This is a genomic window from Plantactinospora sp. CA-294935, from assembly GCF_050936445.1.
In the GTDB taxonomy this organism is placed as follows: domain Bacteria; phylum Actinomycetota; class Actinomycetes; order Mycobacteriales; family Micromonosporaceae; genus Plantactinospora.
In genome coordinates this window covers 1,341,409-1,359,193 of the sequence record NZ_JBNJMU010000001.1, presented here as the reverse complement: position 1 = coordinate 1,359,193, position 17,785 = coordinate 1,341,409, and the positions used below count along the sequence as shown (strand labels likewise).

Below are 17,785 nucleotides of genomic sequence, written 5' to 3'. Positions count from 1 at the left end.
AGCGGCGTCCACCCCCGGTGCGGAGGCTGGGACGGGTCGGGCCGGTGCGGCATGATGGCGGGATGACGGAGACCCCGCACCCCTTCTTCGCCCGGCACACCGACACCCTGGAACGGGCACTCACCGCGATCGCCGAACGCTCCTACTGGTCCGCCTACCCCGAGTCGCCCAGCCCCCGGGTCTACGGCGAGACCGCCGCCGCCGAGGGCGAGGCGGCGTTCCGGGCGTACCTGGGCGGCAAGTTCCCGCTCGACCAGCCCGGCACCGGTGACTGGGTGGCCACCGAGGCCAGCCCGTTCGGCATCGACCTCGGGGTGAGCTACCCGCACGCCGACCCGGAGGTGCTGCTGGCCGCCGCCGCGACCGCACTGCCGGCCTGGCGGGACGCGGGCCCGCAGACCCGGGTCGGGGTCTGCCTGGAGATCCTCGCCCGGCTGCACGCCCACATCTTCGAGCTGGCCAACGCGGTGCACGCCACCAGCGGGCAGGCGTTCGTGATGGCGTTCCAGGCCGGTGGCGCGCACGCGCTGGACCGGGCCCTCGAAGCGCTCGCCTACGCGTACCGGGAGATGACCCGGCACCCGGCGACGGCGGCCTGGGAGAAGCCGGCCGGCAAGGGCGACCCGCTGCGGATGACCAAGAACTTCCACGTGGTGCCGCGTGGCGTGGCGCTGGCGATCGGCTGCAACACCTTCCCGACCTGGAACACCTACCCCGGACTCTTCGCCTCGCTGGTCACCGGCAACCCGGTGGTGGTCAAGCCGCACCCCCGGGCCGTGCTGCCGCTCGCCGTCACCGTCCGGTACGCCCGCGAGGTGCTGGCCGAGGCGGGCTTCGACCCGAACCTGATGCTGCTCGCCGCGGAGGCGCCCGGCGAGCGGCTCGCCACCACCCTGGCGCTCCGCCCCGAGGTGAAGATCGTCGACTTCACCGGCTCCACCGAGTACGGCGACTGGCTGGAGGCGAACGCCCGGCAGGCCGCCGTCTACACCGAGAAGGCCGGGGTCAACGCCATCGTGGTCGACTCGACCGACGACTTCGTCGGGATGTGCCGCAACATCGGCTTCTCGCTGACCCTCTACAGCGGGCAGATGTGCACCACCCCGCAGAACATCCTGGTGCCGCGTGACGGGATCGAAACCGACCAGGGACACAAGAGCGTCGACGAGGTCGCCGCGGGCATCGCCGGGGTGGTCGGCAAGCTCACCGGCGACCCGGCCCGCGCGGTCGAGCTGATCGGCGCGATCGTCAACGACGGCGTGCTGGCCCGGCTCGACGAGGTCGCCGGGATCGGCGAGCCGGTACTGCCGTCCCGGCCGGTCGAGCACCCGAACTACCCGGGCGCGGTGGTCCGTACGCCGCTGATCGCGAAGCTCGGCGCCGACGACGCCGGCACGTACGGGCGGGAGTGGTTCGGGCCGATCTCGTTCGTGATCGCCACCGACTCCACCCCGCACAGCCTGGCGATCCTGCGACAGACCGTCGGTGAGCGCGGCGCGCTGACCGCCGCGGTCTACTCGACGGACTCCGCCGTGCTGGACGCGGCCGAGAACGCGGCGATCGAGACCGGGGTGCATCTCTCCTGCAACCTCACCGGCGGAGTCTTCGTCAACCAGTCGGCGGCGTTCTCGGACTTCCACGGCAGCGGCGCCAACCCGGCGGCGAACGCCGCGCTGACCGACGGCGCGTACGTCGCCAACCGGTTCCGGGTGGTCCAGGCCCGCCGGCACCGCTGACCCGGCCACCGAAGGGGCTCCTCCGCGCTGGTCGGGGCCCCTTCCGCCGGCATGCCGAAGACGCGCCTCGGACGGCTCCCCCGTTCGGCTCGTCGCCCGGCGTCGGGACGCCGGCCGGGCGAGGAACGCCGGAGATCAGGCGGTCCGGCGCATCTGTAGTTCGCGGAGCGTCGGGACGGTCGGGTGTGCCACCCGCACCCCGGTGTCGACGAAGCCCAACCGCTCGTACGCCCGTAGCGCCCGGTCGTTGCCGACCACCACTTCCAGCACCAGCTCCGGCCGGGCGACCGCCCTGGACCAGTCGGCCACCGCCTCGACCAGGGCGGCCAGCAGACCACTGCCCCGCCAGGCCGGGGTGAGGTAGACGGCGAAGACGACGGTGACGCCCGGCTGACCGGGTGCCGCCTGGCCACCGGCGTGCCCGACGACCCGGCCGTCGACCTCGGCGACGAACGCCGCCGTCCGGGGCCCGGTCGACATCCCCGCGATCCGGGCCGCGAACTCGGCGTGCGGTCGGGCCGCCGCGTCGGCGAGGGTCTCCAGGAAGGCCAGCGGGGAATCCGCGAGCATCTCCAGGCGGATCGCCCGGACCCGGGCGGCGTCGGCGGGACGTACCCGGCGGACCGTCGGCAGCTCGGCGCTCGGCCGAAGACCGGAATCGGCCGTACCGGCGGCTCGGTCCGGTGTCGCTGACCCGGGTCGGTCGGAGGAGTACGCGGACTCCGGCTCGGCGGCGGTCTGCGGGATGGAAGCCGGCACGTCCGCCATGGTCGCACGCCGTGCGGTGCCCGGTTTCGGCGGGTAACGGAGCCGTCGGCGGTTCGGTGCGGGCCGGTTGAGCTGGGCAGCGACGGTCGCCAATAGGTGAGAGGCGGGAAAGGGCCGCCCGGTTGTCTGCTCGGTGACCGTTTTGGCCTAGTGCGCCGCCGCCCGACCTTGGTGTACGGTGCGGGTTCGGCCGCTCGATTCGTTGCTCCCCAATTACATGATCCATATTGGGGAAAGGCGACTCGGCGGTCCCGGCAGGCATACGGCGTCGCCGGAGCTCGGGCAGCTCCGACGCGACCGAAGTAAGGAAGTGCACCGTGGCGCAGGGCACCGTGAAGTGGTTCAACAGCGAAAAGGGCTACGGCTTCATCGCGGTCGATGGCGGGCAGGACGTCTTCGTCCACTTCTCCGCGATCCAGATGGACGGCTACAAGGCGCTTGACGACGGTCAGCGCGTCGAGTTCGAGATCGCCCAGGGGCAGAAGGGCCCGCAGGCGGAAAAGGTCCGGGTCATCGCCTGAGCTGCCGGGCCGTCGGCCCGCCGCTCTCGGGCTCGTTTCCCGTACCTTTCCCGTACCGCTGCCACCCGGCCGCCGGTAAGCCGCCGGTCGGGACCGTTGCCGGCCCAGTCCGGACTCCCGCCGTTTCGACACTCCGCAACGACGGCGGTCCGCGGTTGGCCGGGTCGCCGTGCCATGACGTTGGCGTGTCCGGCGGATCGGTGTGACGGTGATTCCCGTGCTCGTGCCGGTCCTCCTTTGGCGGCTGCTGCCGGGCGAGTCCAGGACCCACGCCCGGGGCCAGATCGTCGGCGGTGGGTCTCGACGCGTCTTCCGTCCGGCGGGTCTCTCGGACTGTCCGCACGGATCCGGGCCGCCGCGGTATGGCCTCGGTAACGCGCCCGCTGTCCTGATCAGGTGACGCCGACCGCCCCTTGGCCGGGCTTTCCCGGATTGCGACGACCGCGCATTCCGGCGCCCTTTGCGGACACCGGGGCCGCGTACTCGGCGGGCGTGGCGATGCGGATCTGCCGGCCTTCTCGACTCCCGGCCCGGTTCTGACGCCGCTGGTTCGGCTGCCGTTGCGCTCCCGTTCGGGTGCTGGTCGCCCCAGCCCGCTCCGGCCGCCGCCGGCCGGTCCCGATGCCCGGTTGGACCGGTCCACTCGCTTGCACTCGGCAGGGGAGAGTGCTAAACAAGTGTTTGGCACTCGCATACCGTGAGTGCCAAGGTCGGGGCGGTAGGGCCACGGTCGCGGGTGCGCGGCACATGGCCGGTCGTCGCGGGCTGTCCGGCCCGGCCGGCGGACGTCACTGTCGCACAGCGCGACGGAGCAGAGCAGGCACCTACGGGTGTCGGCGGCCCCGTCCGCCAGTGCCGTAGTGACGTCCGAAGGTGCGTAATCAGGCGGCAGGTCGGGGTCGACAGGCTCCGGCGGCCGTGAGTGTCCAGGAGGACAACGCCGTATGGCCAAGATGATCGCGTTCGACGAGGAGGCGCGCCGCGGCCTTGAGCGGGGCATGAACACCCTCGCCGACGCCGTAAAGGTGACGCTGGGCCCGAAGGGCCGCAACGTCGTGCTCGAGAAGAAGTGGGGCGCTCCCACCATCACCAACGATGGTGTGAGCATCGCCAAGGAGATCGAGCTCGAGGACCCGTACGAGAAGATCGGTGCGGAGCTGGTCAAGGAGGTCGCCAAGAAGACCGACGACGTTGCCGGTGACGGCACGACGACGGCGACCGTCCTCGCCCAGGCGCTGGTCCGTGAGGGCCTGCGCAACGTCGCGGCCGGTGCCAACCCGATGGCCCTGAAGCGGGGCATCGAGGCCGCCGTCGCGAACGTCTCGGAGGAGCTGAGCAAGCTCGCCAAGGACGTCGAGACCAAGGAGCAGATCGCCTCCACCGCCTCCATCTCCGCTGGTGACACCAGCGTCGGCGAGATCATCGCCGAGGCGATGGACAAGGTCGGCAAGGAAGGCGTCATCACCGTCGAGGAGAGCAACACCTTCGGGCTCGAGCTGGAGCTGACCGAGGGCATGCGCTTCGACAAGGGCTACATCTCGGGGTACTTCATGACCGACCCCGACCGGATGGAGGCCGTGCTCGACGACCCGTACATCCTGATCGTCAACAGCAAGATCTCGACGGTCAAGGACCTGCTGCCGATCCTCGAGAAGGTGATGCAGTCGGGCAAGCCGCTGGCCATCATCGCCGAGGACGTCGAGGGCGAGGCCCTCGCGACCCTGGTGGTCAACAAGGTCCGGGGCACCTTCAAGTCCGTCGCCGTCAAGGCGCCGGGCTTCGGTGACCGCCGCAAGGCCATGCTGGGCGACATCGCCATCCTGACCGGCGGGCAGCCGATCAGCGAGGAGGTCGGCCTCAAGCTGGACGCCGTCGGCCTCGACATGCTGGGCCGGGCCCGCAAGGTCGTGGTGACCAAGGACGAGACCACCATCGTCGACGGTGCCGGCGATGCCGACCAGATCAACGGCCGGGTCAACCAGATCCGCGCCGAGATCGAGAAGAGCGACTCCGACTACGACCGTGAGAAGCTGCAGGAGCGCCTGGCCAAGCTGGCCGGCGGTGTTGCGGTGATCAAGGTCGGCGCGGCCACCGAGGTCGAGCTGAAGGAGCGCAAGCACCGCATCGAGGACGCGGTGCGCAACGCGAAGGCCGCCGTCGAGGAGGGCATCGTCCCCGGTGGTGGTGTCGCGCTGGTCCAGGCCGGCAAGACCGCCTTCGACAAGCTGGACCTGGCCGGCGACGAGGCGACCGGCGCGCAGATCGTCAAGATCGCGCTGGACGCCCCGCTGCGGCAGATCGCCGTCAACGCCGGCCTCGAGGGCGGCGTCGTGGTCGAGAAGGTCCGCAACCTGGAGGCCGGGCACGGCCTCAACGCGGCCAACGGTGAGTACGTCGACCTGCTCCAGGCCGGCATCATCGACCCGGCCAAGGTGACCCGTTCGGCGCTGCAGAACGCGTCGTCGATCGCGGCCCTGTTCCTGACCACCGAGGCTGTGGTGGCGGACAAGCCGGAGAAGACCCCGGCTGCCCCGGCTGCGCCGGGCGGCGGGGACATGGACTTCTGAGTCCAGGCTCCACGTCGGGGGCGGGCCGCGTCAGCGGCCCGCCCCTTCGTCATCTCGGCATCCGCCGCTGGTTGCGTCGTTTCTGCGCCTGGCTGAACGGTTCCCGGGTCGACATCGGCGCGTCCACCAGCGCCACGGGCTCCTCGGGAGACATGCCGTCGACCCCGTCCATTTCCGCCCGCTGCTCGGCGTCCCCGTAGTCGAGCCGGGACACCGGAGTATGGGCGGAGAGATCCGGGGACGCCCAGGCGACCGAATGGAGATCGTCAACCGGTTCGTCGTCTTTTGTCATGACTGCCTCCTCCACCGCAAACGGTAGGAGGCGTCGGCGGATAACACGGGTAAATGGCGCGGTATCGATGCGAGCCGCTCCGAGAAAACTGCGGTAGGGGCTCCGGGAGCCGCTCGCGGTGGATCCCCTAGAGCTGCTTGCGGTAGAGGAAGAAGACCCGCTCGATCCGCGCCCCGGCGCTGCCCGCGTAGAACGGCACCGGGCCGACCCAGCCGATCTCGGCCCGCAGGTGTCCGGCCGCCCGCTGGTCGCGTAGGCACCGGCGGAGCAGTACGCCGCCGATCCCCAGTCCCTGGGCAGCGGGCGCGGTACCCATCGGCCCGAACCAGCTCGGCCGGGACGAGCCGTACGCGGCGAAGCCGAGCAGCTCCGGCGCCCCGCCGCCAGTGGGCGTACGGACGGCGACGTGGCAGCCGGCACCCTGCCGACCGACCGAGTGCAGCAGCTCGGCGTCCCAACTGCCGCCGAAGGTCGACCGGGCGAACCCGGTCAGCATCTCCAGGTCGGCCGGCTCGGCCCGGCGTACCGTGACACCCTGCTCCGCCAGCCGCCGCTCGGCCGCCTCGGTGGAGCGCAGCGCCGGAGATGACTCGGTGGAGAGGTCGGCGGTCATGTTCCAGGCGGTGCCCTCCGGGCCGTAGCCGAGCGCCAGCGCGGTGCAGACCGCCGGGGTGTACCGGACGTCGATGCCGGGCCAGACGTAGTGCGGCGGGTTGCCGACGATGCGTACCTGGGTCGCGCCGAGCCCGGCGAGCGCCTGCTCCAGCCGCGACACCAGGGCGCGGCCGATGCCCCGCCGTCGCCGCTCCGGATGCACAGCGACCAGGTCGAGGTGACCGGCGGTCGGGTCCGGGCCCCGGTCGGCCATCGAGCCGAGCGCGACCCCGGCGAGCGCGCCGTCCTGCCACCCGAGCACCCCGACGGTACGCCGTGGCACGGCGGCGCCCGGCAGCGGCGAGTCGTCCCGGAGCCGGGCCACGATCTCCGCCGCCTCGGCCGAGTCGTCAGGCAGGTCCAGCGCCACCCGGCAGAGTTCCACCACGGCGGGTAGCTGGTCGTCGGTCAACCCGGTCAGGGACAGCTCGGCGTTCATGGTCGCCGACCATAACCGAGCCCGGCCGACCCGACGCGGCCCGGTTCAGCCGGGCCGGGCCAGGGACCGGGCACCGGCTACCGGTTCGACCGGCCGAGTTGTCGGGCGGCCTGGACCGCCGCGTACGCGTCGACCAGTCCGGCGCCGGTGATGTTCCGTTCCGAGCCGCAGGTGTCGGTGTCCTGCCGCGACCGGAACGTCGGCTCGGCCGGGGTGGCGGTGTCGAGCAGGATGCGCCGGGTCGTCTCCAGGTCGCCGACCAGCGCCGGGTTGGCCGACCACATCAACGCGACCACCCCGGCCAGGTGCGGGGCCGCCATCGAGGTACCGCTCAGCGTGCCGTACCCGCCACCGGGCAGTGCCGAGAGCACGTCGGCGCCGGGCGCGACCAGGTCCGGTTTGGGCAACCCGCCGGGCGCCGGGCCACGGCTGGAGAACGAGGTGACCCGGCGCTGCCGGTCCACGGCGCCGACGGTGAAGACGTCCGGGTACGGTGCGGGCGGGTCGTCGACCGAGCCGCAGAACGAGCCGGTGTTGCCGGCGGCGGCGACGAAGAAGATTCCGGCCGCCGCGAGCGCCGAGGTGGCCGGCTGGAGGGTGTCCCGGGCGCAGCCCTCGATCGCCGGGCAGCCCCACGAGTTGCTGAGTATCTGGGGTGCCCGGTCCGGGCGGCCGCCGGTGAACGGGTCGGCACCGGGCGGGAACGGCGCCAGCATGAACTGGAGGCAGTCGAGGTAGCGCGCGGGGTTGCCCAGGTTGCGGTCGAGGTTCACACAGCCGACCCACTCCGCTCCGGGCGCCACTCCGACCCGCTGGTGTCCGACGGCGGTGGCCAGGGTGTGCGTACCGTGGCCGCCCAGGTCGGTGGGGGAGCGGGAGCCGTTCCACGGGTCGTACCAGGAGTCGTCACCGCCCCGGAAACCGGCGGAGAGCGCCGGGTGCCCCCCGTCCACACCGGAATCCGAACCACCCACCACGATGCCCGAGCCGGTGACGCCGAGCTGCGACCAGACCCGGTCCGCGCCGACGAGGCCGAGGTTCCAGCTCGGTACGGCCGGCGCCGGCTCGGCACCACGGCTCGGCGACCCGCTGGCCGGCAGCGGGCGCAACCGCTGGCTGACCAGTACCTGGTCGACATCCGCCCGCCGGGACAGCCAGGCCCGTACCGCCGCGCCGCCGTCCACCTCGACCGCGTTGACCAGGTAGTACGGGGTGTAGTCCAGGTGCAGCCGATCCAGTTCCCGGCGCAGGTCCGCCTGGGACCGTCCGGCGGTCTCGACCAGCCGGCGGTACACCTCCCGACCCCGGGCCTGTCGACCGGCCGGGCCGGTCTGCGCCACCACCCCGGTCAGGTCCGCCTGCTCCCTGAGCACCACGAAGAGCCGTTCGCCGTGCCAGCCGGGGGAGCCGAGCCCGACGTACACCGCGCCGGTGGCGAGCAGCAGAACTCCGGCCACGGCGGCGGCGACCGGGCGGCGCGGGGTGGCTGCGCCGGGGCGACCGAGGCCGACGCCGTACCCGATGCCGAGCAGCACCGCGACGGCGAGCGAGCCGGCGGCGGCGATGGCCGCCCAGAACGGCACGTCCCGGGTGGTGGAGAGCAGCAGCGTGATCTCCTCCGGGTCGACCAGGGTCAGCGGTCCGGCGGCGGCGATGCCGACCAGCCAGCCGACCGGTGCGGAGCCGACCGGCCGGAGCCGGGCTTCCGGCCCCCCGGCCGCCGACCGGGTCCGGGAGGCCACCCGCAGGGCGGCGAGCGCGAAACCGGCCGGCGGGAGGACGAGCAGCGCGCCGAGTTGCGCGCCGGACTGGCCGATCCCGCCCGCGACCAGCGCCAGTGTCACCCCGGCCACCAGCCCGCCGACCAGGACCAACCGGGCCCCGCCCACCGGGCGCTCCGGGGCCGGGCCGCCACTGCGGCTCGGGGCGGACCGCTCGTAACCGGCCCAGAAACGTCCATCCAGGACGGTGGCGGCCAGCCAGCCCACCGCGGCCGAGGCGAGCAGCCCGCACACCGTCTCCAGCGCGCCGCCCAGGGCGCCGACCCAGACCCAGGGCAGCAGCAGGGCGAGCCCGCCGGCCACGGCCAGACCGACCGCGGCCGGCTCCACCCGGACCTGTGCTGTCCGGGCCTGTGCTGTCTGGGCCTGTGCTGTCCGGCCGCCGAGGCGCCGGATCAGCAGGGCGCCCAGTCCGGCCACCCCGGCCAGCCCGGCGAGATAGACCTCCGGGAGGGTGAGCGGTACCGCCCGGAGCAGCCCGAGCGTGCCGAGCGCGATCGCGCCGAGCAGCCAGGCGCGGCCGGTAGCCCGGACGGCCGGGGAGCGGGGCAGCGCGGCAAGCAGTCCGGCCGGTACCCCGACGAGCAGCGCGGTCACCACGCCGGTCACCGGCCACAGCCAGTCCTGCCGATCCAGGCCGGACACGAGCAGGACCTGCTCGACGAGCCAGGCGATGCTCTGGCCGCCGACGGTGGCGCCGACCGCCCAGACTCCGACCAGCGCGGCGGCGACCACCGGCCAGACCCCACGTCCGGCGCCCGCCATCGGCCGGGCCGCCGCTGCCGGCCACGGCTGATTGGGCCCGCCGGGCCAGGATTGGTGCGGGCCCGCCGGCCAGGGTTGCTGCGGGCCCGCCGGCCATGGCTGGTTCGGCTGCGGCCCCGGGGCGCCTGGTGACCCCGGCCAGGGGGCCGGCGCGGTAGTGGGCGACGGGTTCGGCGCCGATCCGGCGCCCTGGGCTGCCGGCCGGGACCCAACGGGTGGGGGCGGCGGCACCGGGGCAGCCGGCGCCGGCTGGACACCGGGCCGGGACGGCGGAGCGGGGATGTCCGAGCCACCCTCGGGCGGCGGTGGAGTCGGCGGGGACGGTTCGTCGGGCGGCGGTGGCGGACCATCCTGCATCTCCGAACAGTACGACGACGCCCGGCCCACCGCCGACCTCGGCCGCTGGGGCCGGCCCACCGCCGGCCTCGGCCGCTGGCGTACGCCGTGTTCAGCTCTCCGCGTCCGGCTCGGCGGTGGCGTTGCGCAGTCGGCTCACCAACTGCTCCAGCGCGGCGACCTCGGCGCGCAGGGCGGCCCGACCCTGCCGGGTGAGCCGCAGCCAGGTGCAGGGGCGGCGGCCCTCGTACCCCTTGATCACCCGGAGCAACTCGGCCTGTTCGAGGATGCGCAGGTGCCGGTTGAGGTTGCCGTCGGTCAACCCCAACTCGTCCCGGAGGGTGCCGAACTTGCACTCCCGGGTCTCGCTGAGCACGGTGAGGATGCCGAGGCGTACCCGCTGGTGGACGGTGTCGTCCAGGGCCAGCGCCGGATGTGCGGGCGTCGGCCGGTCGTCAGGCATCGCGGTCGTGTCTGCTGCGGGCCGCGCGTACGGCGGCGAAGACGACGAGCGGCAGTGCCATCAGCACAAGGTAGTGCCCCGGGCGGAGCGAGAGTTGGCCGCCGAGTGAACCGGACTCGCCGCCGAGGATGTCGGTGGCCCAGGGCGGCAGGTAGCCGAGCGGGAACGTGCCACACAGCCAGACGGTGAGCAGGACGATCCAGATCCCGGCGGCGGCGAGACCCGGACTGCGCTCGGCCCAGGCGAGCGCCAGCACGGCCGCCGCGACCGGGAGCAGCGGGGTCAGCAGCCCCGGCCAGAACCAGTCGGCTGCCGGGGCGAGGCCGTCGGGTCGGATCTCCGTCTCGGGTACCGCGGCGAGGACCGCGAGCAGCAGCAGTACCCCGAGACCGGCAGCGGCGAAGAGTGGCCAGGAGACCCGCAGGCCGAGCCGCCGGGCGCGCAGGGTGTACCAGGCGGCTGTGGTGGCGAACAGCAGCGGTGTGCCGACGAACCAGAAGGCGTACGACAGGACCGGGTTCCGCTGCTCGTCGGGGAGCCCGGCCCAGTAGGGATGGTAGGTGTCGATCGCGGTCGGTTGCCCGAACGGCATCCGGTAGAGGGCAATGCTGGCCAGCAGCAGCACGGCGACGGCGAGCGCCGGCAGCCAGGCGCCGCCGTGGGTCCGGGTGCGGGTGCGGTTACGCAGCCGATCCAGCTCGGCCAGGATCTCGGCGGGCCGTTCCTCGTCGGTGGAACTCATCGTCGCCTCCTCAACTTTGCGTCAGTGCTGCACTCTGCAATGCAAAGTCTATGGCGGCTGTCAATCCTCCGCCGCCGACACCGCCCGAAGTGACACCCGGGGAGCCCGCGCCGGGCGCCGCTGCGGCTACCGTGGACACGTGCGTGACCCCAGCCTTTCCCGGAACACGGCCAGCCGGCTCTCCCCGTCCCGCCGCGCCGCCGACCTGCGCCGGCTCCGGAGCGAGCGGTTCGACGTACTCGTCATCGGCGGTGGGGTGACCGGCGCGGGCGCCGCGCTCGACGCCGCCTCCCGGGGACTCAAGGTGGCCCTGGTCGAGGCCCGGGACTTCGCCTCCGGCACCTCCAGCCGGTCCAGCAAGCTGATCCACGGCGGGCTGCGCTACCTGGAGCAACTGGAGATCCACCTGGTCCACGAGGCGCTGACCGAGCGTGGCCTGCTTGCCACCCGGCTCGCCCCGCACCTGGTGCGCCCGGTGCCGATCCTGATCCCGTTGCCACCCGGCACCGGCCCGGCCGGGTTGGCCGGCCGGGCCTGGCGACGCTCCTACTACGGCACCGGGGTCGCGGCGTACGACGCCTTCGCCGGGATCTTCGGCGGCGGGCGGGGGATGCCGCTGCACCGGCATCTCACCCACGAGGGAGCCCGGCGGACCTTCCCCAGCCTGCGTGCCGACGCCATCGCCGGGGCCATCCGCTACTTCGACGGGCAGGTCGACGACGCCCGCCTGGTGGTCACCCTGGCCCGCACCGCGGCCAGCCTCGGCGCGGCGATGGTGACCAGCGCCCGCGTCGTCGGCCTGATCCGGCAGGCCCGCGAGGTGACCGGGGTACGGGTCCGGGACATGGAGGCACCGCCCGGCTCCCCGGACGCCGAGTTCGAGGTACGCGCCCGCACCGTCATCGCCGCCACCGGGGTGTGGAGCGACGACATGTCCGAACTGCTCGGTGACGTCGGGGTGCGGCGCGGCCTGCGGGTCCGCGCCTCCAAGGGGGTGCACCTGGTGGTACCCCGCTCGGCGATCACCGGCGAGGCCGGGCTGATCCTGCGTACCCCGACCTCGGTGCTCTTCGTGATCCCGTGGGGCGGGCACTGGATCATCGGCACCACCGACACCGACTGGCGGCTCGACCGGGCCCACCCGGCGGCCTCGGCCCGGGACATCGACTACCTGCTCGACCAGGTCAACACCGTGCTGGACCGGCCGCTGACCACCGCCGACATCGAGGGCGTCTACGCCGGGCTGCGCCCGCTGCTGTCCGGCGAGGCGGACTCGACCTCCAAGCTCTCCCGCGAGCACGCCGTCTACGAGCCGATGCTCGGGCTGCTGCTGGTGGCCGGCGGGAAGTACACGACGTACCGGGTGATGGCCGCCGACGTGGTCGACCGGGCCGCCCGCCGACTCGGCGGGGTACGCCCGTCCCGCACCGCCGACCTGCCGCTGCTCGGCGCCGACGGCTACGCCGCGCTGTGGCGGGACCGGGCCGACCTGGCCCGCCGGCACGGCGTACCGGCCGGGGTGGTCGAACACCTGCTGGAGCGGTACGGCAACCTCACCACCCACCTGCTGGGCATGGTCGACGCCGACCCGCTGCTCGGCTCCCCGCTGGCCGGGGCGCCGGAATACCTCGCCGCCGAGGTGGCGTACGCGGCCCGGGCCGAGGGGGCGCTGCACCTCGACGACGTGCTGACCCGGCGTACCCGGATCTCGTTCGAGACGCCGCACCGGGGCGTCGAGTCGGCCGAGCAGGCGGCCGAGATCATGGGCCGGGTGCTCGGCTGGAACGCCCCGGTCCGGGCCCGCGAGATCGAGCACTACCTCGCCCGGGTGCAGGCGGAACGGCAGTCCCAGCGGATGCCGGACGACGCCACCGCCGACGCCGCCCGGCTGGGCGCGCCGGACGTCCGCGGCAACGCCTTCGACCGGGGCGCCGGCGCCGGCCTCGACGGGGTGGAGTTGCCCGGCTGACCCGCTGGTGGGTCCCGTCGATCGGGCGGCGTCCACTGTGTACGGTGCATTGCCCTCCCGCCGTGGGATCTCGGTCGTGGCGGTGGACCGGCATGGTGCTGGCGGTGCCGGCACCGAAGATCGCCGGGGACGATCTACACCCTGCTGTCGGACGCGACCCCCTACCAGCCGCCGGCCTGCAGCACCTTGCCGGGGTTGAGTAGTCCGGTCGGGTCGAGCGCGTCCTTGATCGCCCGGTGCACCCGCAGCCCCACCGGCCCGATCTCCCGGGCCAGCCAGTCCCGTTTCAGCAGGCCGACCCCGTGCTCGCCGGTGCAGGTGCCGCCGAGCGACAGGCCGAGTTCCATGATGGCGTCGAAGGCCCGCCGGCCCCGCTCCAGGTTGGCCGGGTCGGCCCGGTCGACCACGATGTTCGGATGCATGTTGCCGTCCCCGGCGTGCCCGACCACGCCGATCGGCACGTCGTACTCGGCGGAGATCCGGGCCACCCCGTCGAGCAGCGCCGCCAGCGCGTCCCGGGGTACGGCCACGTCGTCGATGACCAGCCCGCCGCTGCCGTCCGGATAGCTGTCGGCGGCGAACCGTTCCATCGCCGGGTGCGCCAGCCGACGGGCCTGGAGCAGCGCGGCCGCCTCCTCCGCGTCGGTGGCCGCGAAGACCTCGTCGGCGCCGCTCGCCGTGCAGACCTCGGCCAGTACCGCGAGGTCGGCGGCGGCCCGGGTGCCGGTGTCGGCGGCGGCCAGCAGCAGCGCCTCGGCGTCGGTCCGCAACCCCATCGGCCGGTACGCCTCGATCGCGCCCAGGTGGGTGCGGTCCAGCAGCTCCAGCAGGCTCGGGCTGAGCCCCCGGGCGGAGATCTCCGCGACCGCCCGGCCGGCGGCGGTGGTCGACGGAAAGACCGCGACCAGGGTCAGCGACTCCTCGGCGGCCGGACGGAGCGAGACGGTCACCTCGGTGATCACCCCGAGGGTGCCCTCCGAGCCGACGAAGAGCCGGGTCAGGTCGTATCCGGCGACCCCCTTGGCGGTACGCCGTCCGGTGCGCAGTATCTCGCCGTCGGCCAGCACCACCTCCAGACCGAGGACGTACTCGGTCGTCACGCCGTACTTGACGCAGCACATCCCGCCCGCGTTGGTCGCCACGTTGCCGCCGATGGTGGACGACTCCCAGGAGCCGGGGTCGGGCGGATAGCGCAGGCCGTGCTTGGCGACGGCGCCGGCCAGGGTGGCGTTGACCACGCCCGGCTGGACCACCGCGATCCGGTTCACCGGGTCGACCTCGCGGATCTCGTCCATCAACACCGTGGAGAGCACCACCGCCCCGTCGACCGCGTTGGCCGCCCCGGCCAATCCGGTCCGGGCCCCCTGCGGCACCACCGGTACCCCGTAGGCGGCCGCCGCCCGGACCACCGCGACCACCTCCTCGGTGGTCCGGGGCCGGACCACCACGGCCGGCATGCCGGCCACGCAGAGGTCGGCCTCGTCGCGCTGGTGGCCGCGGAGCAGGTCGGGGTCGGTCAGTACGGCGGACTCGCCGAGCGCCGCCCGCAGGTCGTCGAGAAGATCCGGCATGCCTGGCAGGCTAGTCGCCCGAGAGCATGCCGACCACGGCCGTTTCCGGCCGTCCGGGGACACCTCGGACAACCGCGGTCGACAAGCCCAGGCGCGCTCCGAACGCCGTTCCCGAACATCGTTCCCGGGCGCGTTCCCGAACGCCGTTCCCGAACATCGTTCCCGGGCGTCGTTCCCGAACATCGTTCCCGAACATCGTTCCCGGGCGTCGTTCCCGGGCGTCGTTCCCGGGCGTCGTTCCCGGACGTCGTTCCCGGACGTCGTTCCCGGACGTCGTTCCCGGACGTCGTCCCCGGACGGGTTCGGCGGGTTCGTCAGTGGGTAGTCCCCGCCATGCGCTCCGTCCGGCACACCGTGGCCAAAACGCCCGTGGAGCTCGATCGGGAGCGGATCGCCAACCTGGCGAAGGAGTTCCGGCAACGGTCCCGGGCCACCGTACGGGACCGCTGGCACGCCGTGCGGTTCAACCTGGTGCTGGCCCTCCAGGCAGGGGTGGCGGCCGCGCTGGCCTGGGTCGGTTCGCACGAGTTCCTGGGCAACCCGTCGCCGGTCTTCGCACCGATCTCCGCGATCGGTACCCTCGCCTCCTCGGTCGGCCAGCGGCTCCGCCGGACCGTCGAGCTGATCATCGGGGTGGCGGTCGGCATCGGGCTCGGCGACGCCCTGGTCTTCGCCGCCGGCACCGGGCCCTGGCAGCTCGGCGTGATCGTGTTTCTGGCGATCGTGGTCACCATCTTCCTCGGCGGCGGTCCGGCGGTGGTGACCCAGGCGGCGGCGACCGCCGTGCTGATCGTGACCGTCGACATGCCGCACGAGGCCAACATCGAGTCGCCCCGGGTCATCGACGCGCTGATCGGCGGCTTCGCCGGGCTCGTGGTGATCGCACTGGTGCTGCCGTTGAACCCGTTACGCGTGGTGGACCGGGCGGCCCGGCCGGCGCTGGGCCGGCTCACCGAGGAACTCTCCGAGACCGCGGAGGCGATCAAGTCCCGGGACGCGCCGCGGGCGCAGGCCGCGCTGGACCGGCTGCGCGAGGTGGAGCGGCACCTCCAGGGCTTCGAGGAGGCGCTGGAGGGCGGCCGGGAGACGTCGATCCTGTCACCGGTGCGCTGGCACCGCCGGGGAGCGCTGACCCAGTACGTGGAGAGTTCCGAGTACATCGAGCATGCCGTGCACAACAGCGGGACCCTGATCCGACGGGCGGTCACCGCGCTGGAGGACGAGGAGCCGATCCCGGAGGAGATGTCGAACGCGGTGGCGCTGCTCGCCGAGGCGGTACGGCTGCTGCGCAAGGACCTCGGGCTCGGCGTACGCCCGGAGGCAGCCCGGGAGCAGGCGTTGCAGGCGATCAGCCAGGCCGGTCGGGCGTACGCCGAGGGGGTCGGGTTCTCCGGCAGCGTGGTGATCGCGCAGGTGCGTACCACCGGCAGTGACCTGCTCCGGGCCACCGGCATCGAGCGGTTGGAGGCGAACCAGCTCGTCCGCCGGGCGGCGGGCGGGCATGCCGGCGAGGCCGCCGCGGAGGCCGCCCAGCAGCCCGCGACCAGAGCCTCGGACCGGCCCTCCGACACCCCCTCCTCGGAGGCGGGCCCCGCGCGGTAGCTCAGCGGGCCCGCGCGGTAGCTCAGCGGCCCCGCGCGGTAGCTCAGCGGCCCCGCGCGGTAGCTCAGCGGCCCCGCGCGGTAGCTCAGCCGTCGGCCGACAGGGCGGTGAGCAGCCGCTCGACCTGCGCGGCGGTGCTGCCCAGCCCGATGCTCGCGCGCAGTGCGGTCGGCGGCAGGTCACGTCGCCCGCTCCGGGTGGCCGCCTCGGCGAGCAGCCGTCGGGCCAGCGGATGTGCACAGAACAGCCCGTCCCGCAGCCCGATCTGCCAGTGCCGGGCGAGGTCGGCCGCGACCGTCGCCGAGTCCCGGCCGGCGACCACGAACGACACGATGCCGACCCGGGGCGCGTCCGCGTCGAAGGTACGCAGTTCGACCACGTCCGGCAGGGCGGCGAGCCCGGACCGCAGCCGGGTGAGCAGGGCCTGCTCGTGTGCGTACAGCGCGTCGCGGTCCGCCTCGGACAGGGCGGCGCAGACCGCGGCCAGCGCCACCGCGCCGAGCAGGTTGGGGGTGCCGGCCTCGTGCCGGCCGGGCCCGTCGGCCCAGCGCACGTCATGGGTGGCCGCCCCGACTCCGATGGTCGCCCCGCCACCGGCCAGGTACGGCGGGGCGGCGTCCAGCCAGTCGGCCCGTCCGGCCAGTACGCCGATCCCGAACGGCGCGTACAGCTTGTGTCCGGAAACGGCCACGTAGTCGACCGCCAGGGCGGTGATGTCCAGTTCGGCGTGCGGGGCGAGCTGGGCGGCGTCCAGCGCGATCCGCGCGCCGTGCCGGTGGGCGACCCGGGCCAGTTCGGCGACCGGCCAGCGCTCGCCGGTGACGTTGCTGGCCCCGGTCACCGCGACCAGGATCGGTGCGCCGCCGCCGCTGCCCCGGCGCAGTTCCCGCAGTGCCGCGTCGACCGCCCGGACGGCGTCCCCGACCGAGCCGGGCACCGGCAACCGGACCGTACCGGTGGGCCAGGGCAGCAGGTTGGCGTGGTGCTCGGCCGCGAAGGTCACCACCCGGGCGCCGGGCGGCAGGGCCCGGGCCAGCAGGTTGAGCGCGTCCGTGGTGTTGCGGGTGAAGACGACGTGGTCGCCCGCGCGTACCCCGAGGAAGTCGCCGACTTCCTGCCGGGCCCGCTCGTACGCCAGCGTGCTGCGCCGGGAGAGCGCTCCGGCGCCCCGGTGCACGCTGCCGTACCAGGGCAGCAGTTCGGCCACCGCGTCGGCGGCGGCCCGCGCGCACGGCGCGGTGGCGGCGTAGTCGAGGTTGACCTGCCCCGGCACCCCGAGCACCCCGAGCGGTCCGGTCGTGGCGACTCCGGCCGCCGTTACGCCCGGCGTTGCCGGCGCCGTCGGCATGGCCGCGTCGGTCGGTCGGGCGGGCACGGAAACGAGGCTGGTGCTCATCGGGCACACCTCCGGTGTCCAGGGACCCCGGAAGTCGGGCGGGAACGGGGTCCGCGCTTGCCCGGTGCGGACCTGCACCGAGCCCGGTCATCACCCGGGGCACCCCACCGCGAACCTCGACGAGGGTTGCCGGCCAGCAAGCCGGGGCTTGGACGCTGGCACTCGTGACCTGCCAGGAAGCAT

Annotated in this window: 13 protein-coding genes and 1 riboswitch; of the genes, 5 read left to right on the top strand and 8 right to left on the bottom strand. The window is 73.7% G+C overall.

The window, feature by feature from the left end; translation table 11 throughout:
• Positions 1-62: 62 nt before the first annotated feature.
• Complete coding sequence (paaN, locus tag ACQEVC_RS06145; protein WP_432874084.1) at positions 63-1,736, top strand: phenylacetic acid degradation protein PaaN; 1,674 nt, start codon at positions 63-65, stop codon at positions 1,734-1,736.
• Between the two features lie 135 nt (positions 1,737-1,871).
• Here the strand turns inward: paaN and ACQEVC_RS06140 are convergent, their stop codons facing one another.
• Positions 1,872-2,369 (bottom strand): N-acetyltransferase family protein, encoded by a 498-nt coding sequence (locus ACQEVC_RS06140; RefSeq protein WP_432891071.1) that lies wholly within the window; start codon positions 2,367-2,369, stop codon positions 1,872-1,874.
• 452 nt (positions 2,370-2,821) lie between these two features.
• Between ACQEVC_RS06140 and ACQEVC_RS06135 the strand changes: the two genes are divergently transcribed.
• Together ACQEVC_RS06135 and groL are read left to right on the top strand one after the other, a co-directional pair.
• Positions 2,822-3,025, top strand: coding sequence for a cold-shock protein (locus ACQEVC_RS06135; RefSeq protein ID WP_123563110.1), 204 nt, complete (start codon positions 2,822-2,824; stop codon positions 3,023-3,025).
• A gap of 944 nt (positions 3,026-3,969) precedes the next feature.
• Positions 3,970-5,592 carry a chaperonin GroEL gene (gene groL, locus ACQEVC_RS06130; protein WP_432874082.1) on the top strand — a complete coding sequence of 541 codons (1,623 nt, stop codon included), beginning with the start codon at positions 3,970-3,972 and terminating at the stop codon, positions 5,590-5,592.
• Between the two features lie 49 nt (positions 5,593-5,641).
• Here the strand turns inward: groL and ACQEVC_RS06125 are convergent, their stop codons facing one another.
• From ACQEVC_RS06125 to ACQEVC_RS06105, 5 genes are all read right to left on the bottom strand, one after another.
• Positions 5,642-5,884 (bottom strand): hypothetical protein, encoded by a 243-nt coding sequence (locus ACQEVC_RS06125; protein WP_432874080.1) that lies wholly within the window; start codon positions 5,882-5,884, stop codon positions 5,642-5,644.
• A 127-nt stretch (positions 5,885-6,011) separates the two neighbouring features.
• A complete protein-coding gene (locus ACQEVC_RS06120) occupies positions 6,012-6,977 on the bottom strand; it encodes a GNAT family N-acetyltransferase (RefSeq protein ID WP_432874078.1) in 966 nt (321 codons plus the stop codon).
• Between the two features lie 77 nt (positions 6,978-7,054).
• Complete coding sequence (locus tag ACQEVC_RS06115; protein WP_432874077.1) at positions 7,055-9,523, bottom strand: S8 family serine peptidase; 2,469 nt, start codon at positions 9,521-9,523, stop codon at positions 7,055-7,057.
• Between the two features lie 448 nt (positions 9,524-9,971).
• A complete protein-coding gene (locus ACQEVC_RS06110; RefSeq protein WP_432874075.1) occupies positions 9,972-10,322 on the bottom strand; it encodes a winged helix-turn-helix domain-containing protein in 351 nt (116 codons plus the stop codon).
• Positions 10,315-11,064: a hypothetical protein gene (locus tag ACQEVC_RS06105; protein ID WP_432874073.1), complete on the bottom strand. Its 750-nt coding sequence runs from the start codon at positions 11,062-11,064 to the stop codon at positions 10,315-10,317. The genes ACQEVC_RS06110 and ACQEVC_RS06105 overlap by 8 nt, the downstream gene beginning before the upstream one ends.
• Positions 11,065-11,203: 139 nt before the next feature.
• Here ACQEVC_RS06105 and ACQEVC_RS06100 point away from each other — a divergent pair, with 139 nt between their 5' ends.
• Positions 11,204-13,033 carry a glycerol-3-phosphate dehydrogenase/oxidase gene (locus ACQEVC_RS06100; RefSeq protein ID WP_432874071.1) on the top strand — a complete coding sequence of 610 codons (1,830 nt, stop codon included), beginning with the start codon at positions 11,204-11,206 and terminating at the stop codon, positions 13,031-13,033.
• A gap of 161 nt (positions 13,034-13,194) precedes the next feature.
• Here ACQEVC_RS06100 and ACQEVC_RS06095 read toward each other — a convergent pair whose 3' ends face one another.
• The gene (locus ACQEVC_RS06095) at positions 13,195-14,604 is read right to left on the bottom strand and encodes an FAD-binding oxidoreductase (protein WP_432874069.1); all 1,410 of its coding nucleotides are present in this window, start codon (positions 14,602-14,604) and stop codon (positions 13,195-13,197) included.
• 369 nt (positions 14,605-14,973) lie between these two features.
• Between ACQEVC_RS06095 and ACQEVC_RS06090 the strand changes: the two genes are divergently transcribed.
• Positions 14,974-16,206: an FUSC family protein gene (locus ACQEVC_RS06090; RefSeq protein ID WP_432874067.1), complete on the top strand. Its 1,233-nt coding sequence runs from the start codon at positions 14,974-14,976 to the stop codon at positions 16,204-16,206.
• An 85-nt stretch (positions 16,207-16,291) separates the two neighbouring features.
• Here the strand turns inward: ACQEVC_RS06090 and ACQEVC_RS06085 are convergent, their stop codons facing one another.
• Positions 16,292-17,554, bottom strand: a complete 1,263-nt coding sequence (locus ACQEVC_RS06085; RefSeq protein WP_432891068.1) for an aminotransferase class V-fold PLP-dependent enzyme — start codon at positions 17,552-17,554, stop codon at positions 16,292-16,294.
• 96 nt (positions 17,555-17,650) lie between these two features.
• A riboswitch (SAM riboswitch) is annotated at positions 17,651-17,772 on the bottom strand.
• Positions 17,773-17,785 lie beyond the last annotated feature (13 nt).

Coding starts and splice junctions, on each gene's coding strand:
- paaN (WP_432874084.1), top strand. CDS start 63: ATGACGGAGACCCCGCACCCCTTCTTCGCCCGGCACACCGACACCCTG.
- groL (WP_432874082.1), top strand. CDS start 3,970: ATGGCCAAGATGATCGCGTTCGACGAGGAGGCGCGCCGCGGCCTTGAG.
- ACQEVC_RS06125 (WP_432874080.1), bottom strand. CDS start 5,884: ATGACAAAAGACGACGAACCGGTTGACGATCTCCATTCGGTCGCCTGG.
- ACQEVC_RS06120 (WP_432874078.1), bottom strand. CDS start 6,977: ATGAACGCCGAGCTGTCCCTGACCGGGTTGACCGACGACCAGCTACCC.
- ACQEVC_RS06115 (WP_432874077.1), bottom strand. CDS start 9,523: ATGGCGGGCGCCGGACGTGGGGTCTGGCCGGTGGTCGCCGCCGCGCTG.
- ACQEVC_RS06110 (WP_432874075.1), bottom strand. CDS start 10,322: ATGCCTGACGACCGGCCGACGCCCGCACATCCGGCGCTGGCCCTGGAC.
- ACQEVC_RS06105 (WP_432874073.1), bottom strand. CDS start 11,064: ATGAGTTCCACCGACGAGGAACGGCCCGCCGAGATCCTGGCCGAGCTG.
- ACQEVC_RS06095 (WP_432874069.1), bottom strand. CDS start 14,604: ATGCCGGATCTTCTCGACGACCTGCGGGCGGCGCTCGGCGAGTCCGCC.
- ACQEVC_RS06085 (WP_432891068.1), bottom strand. CDS start 17,554: ATGCCGACGGCGCCGGCAACGCCGGGCGTAACGGCGGCCGGAGTCGCC.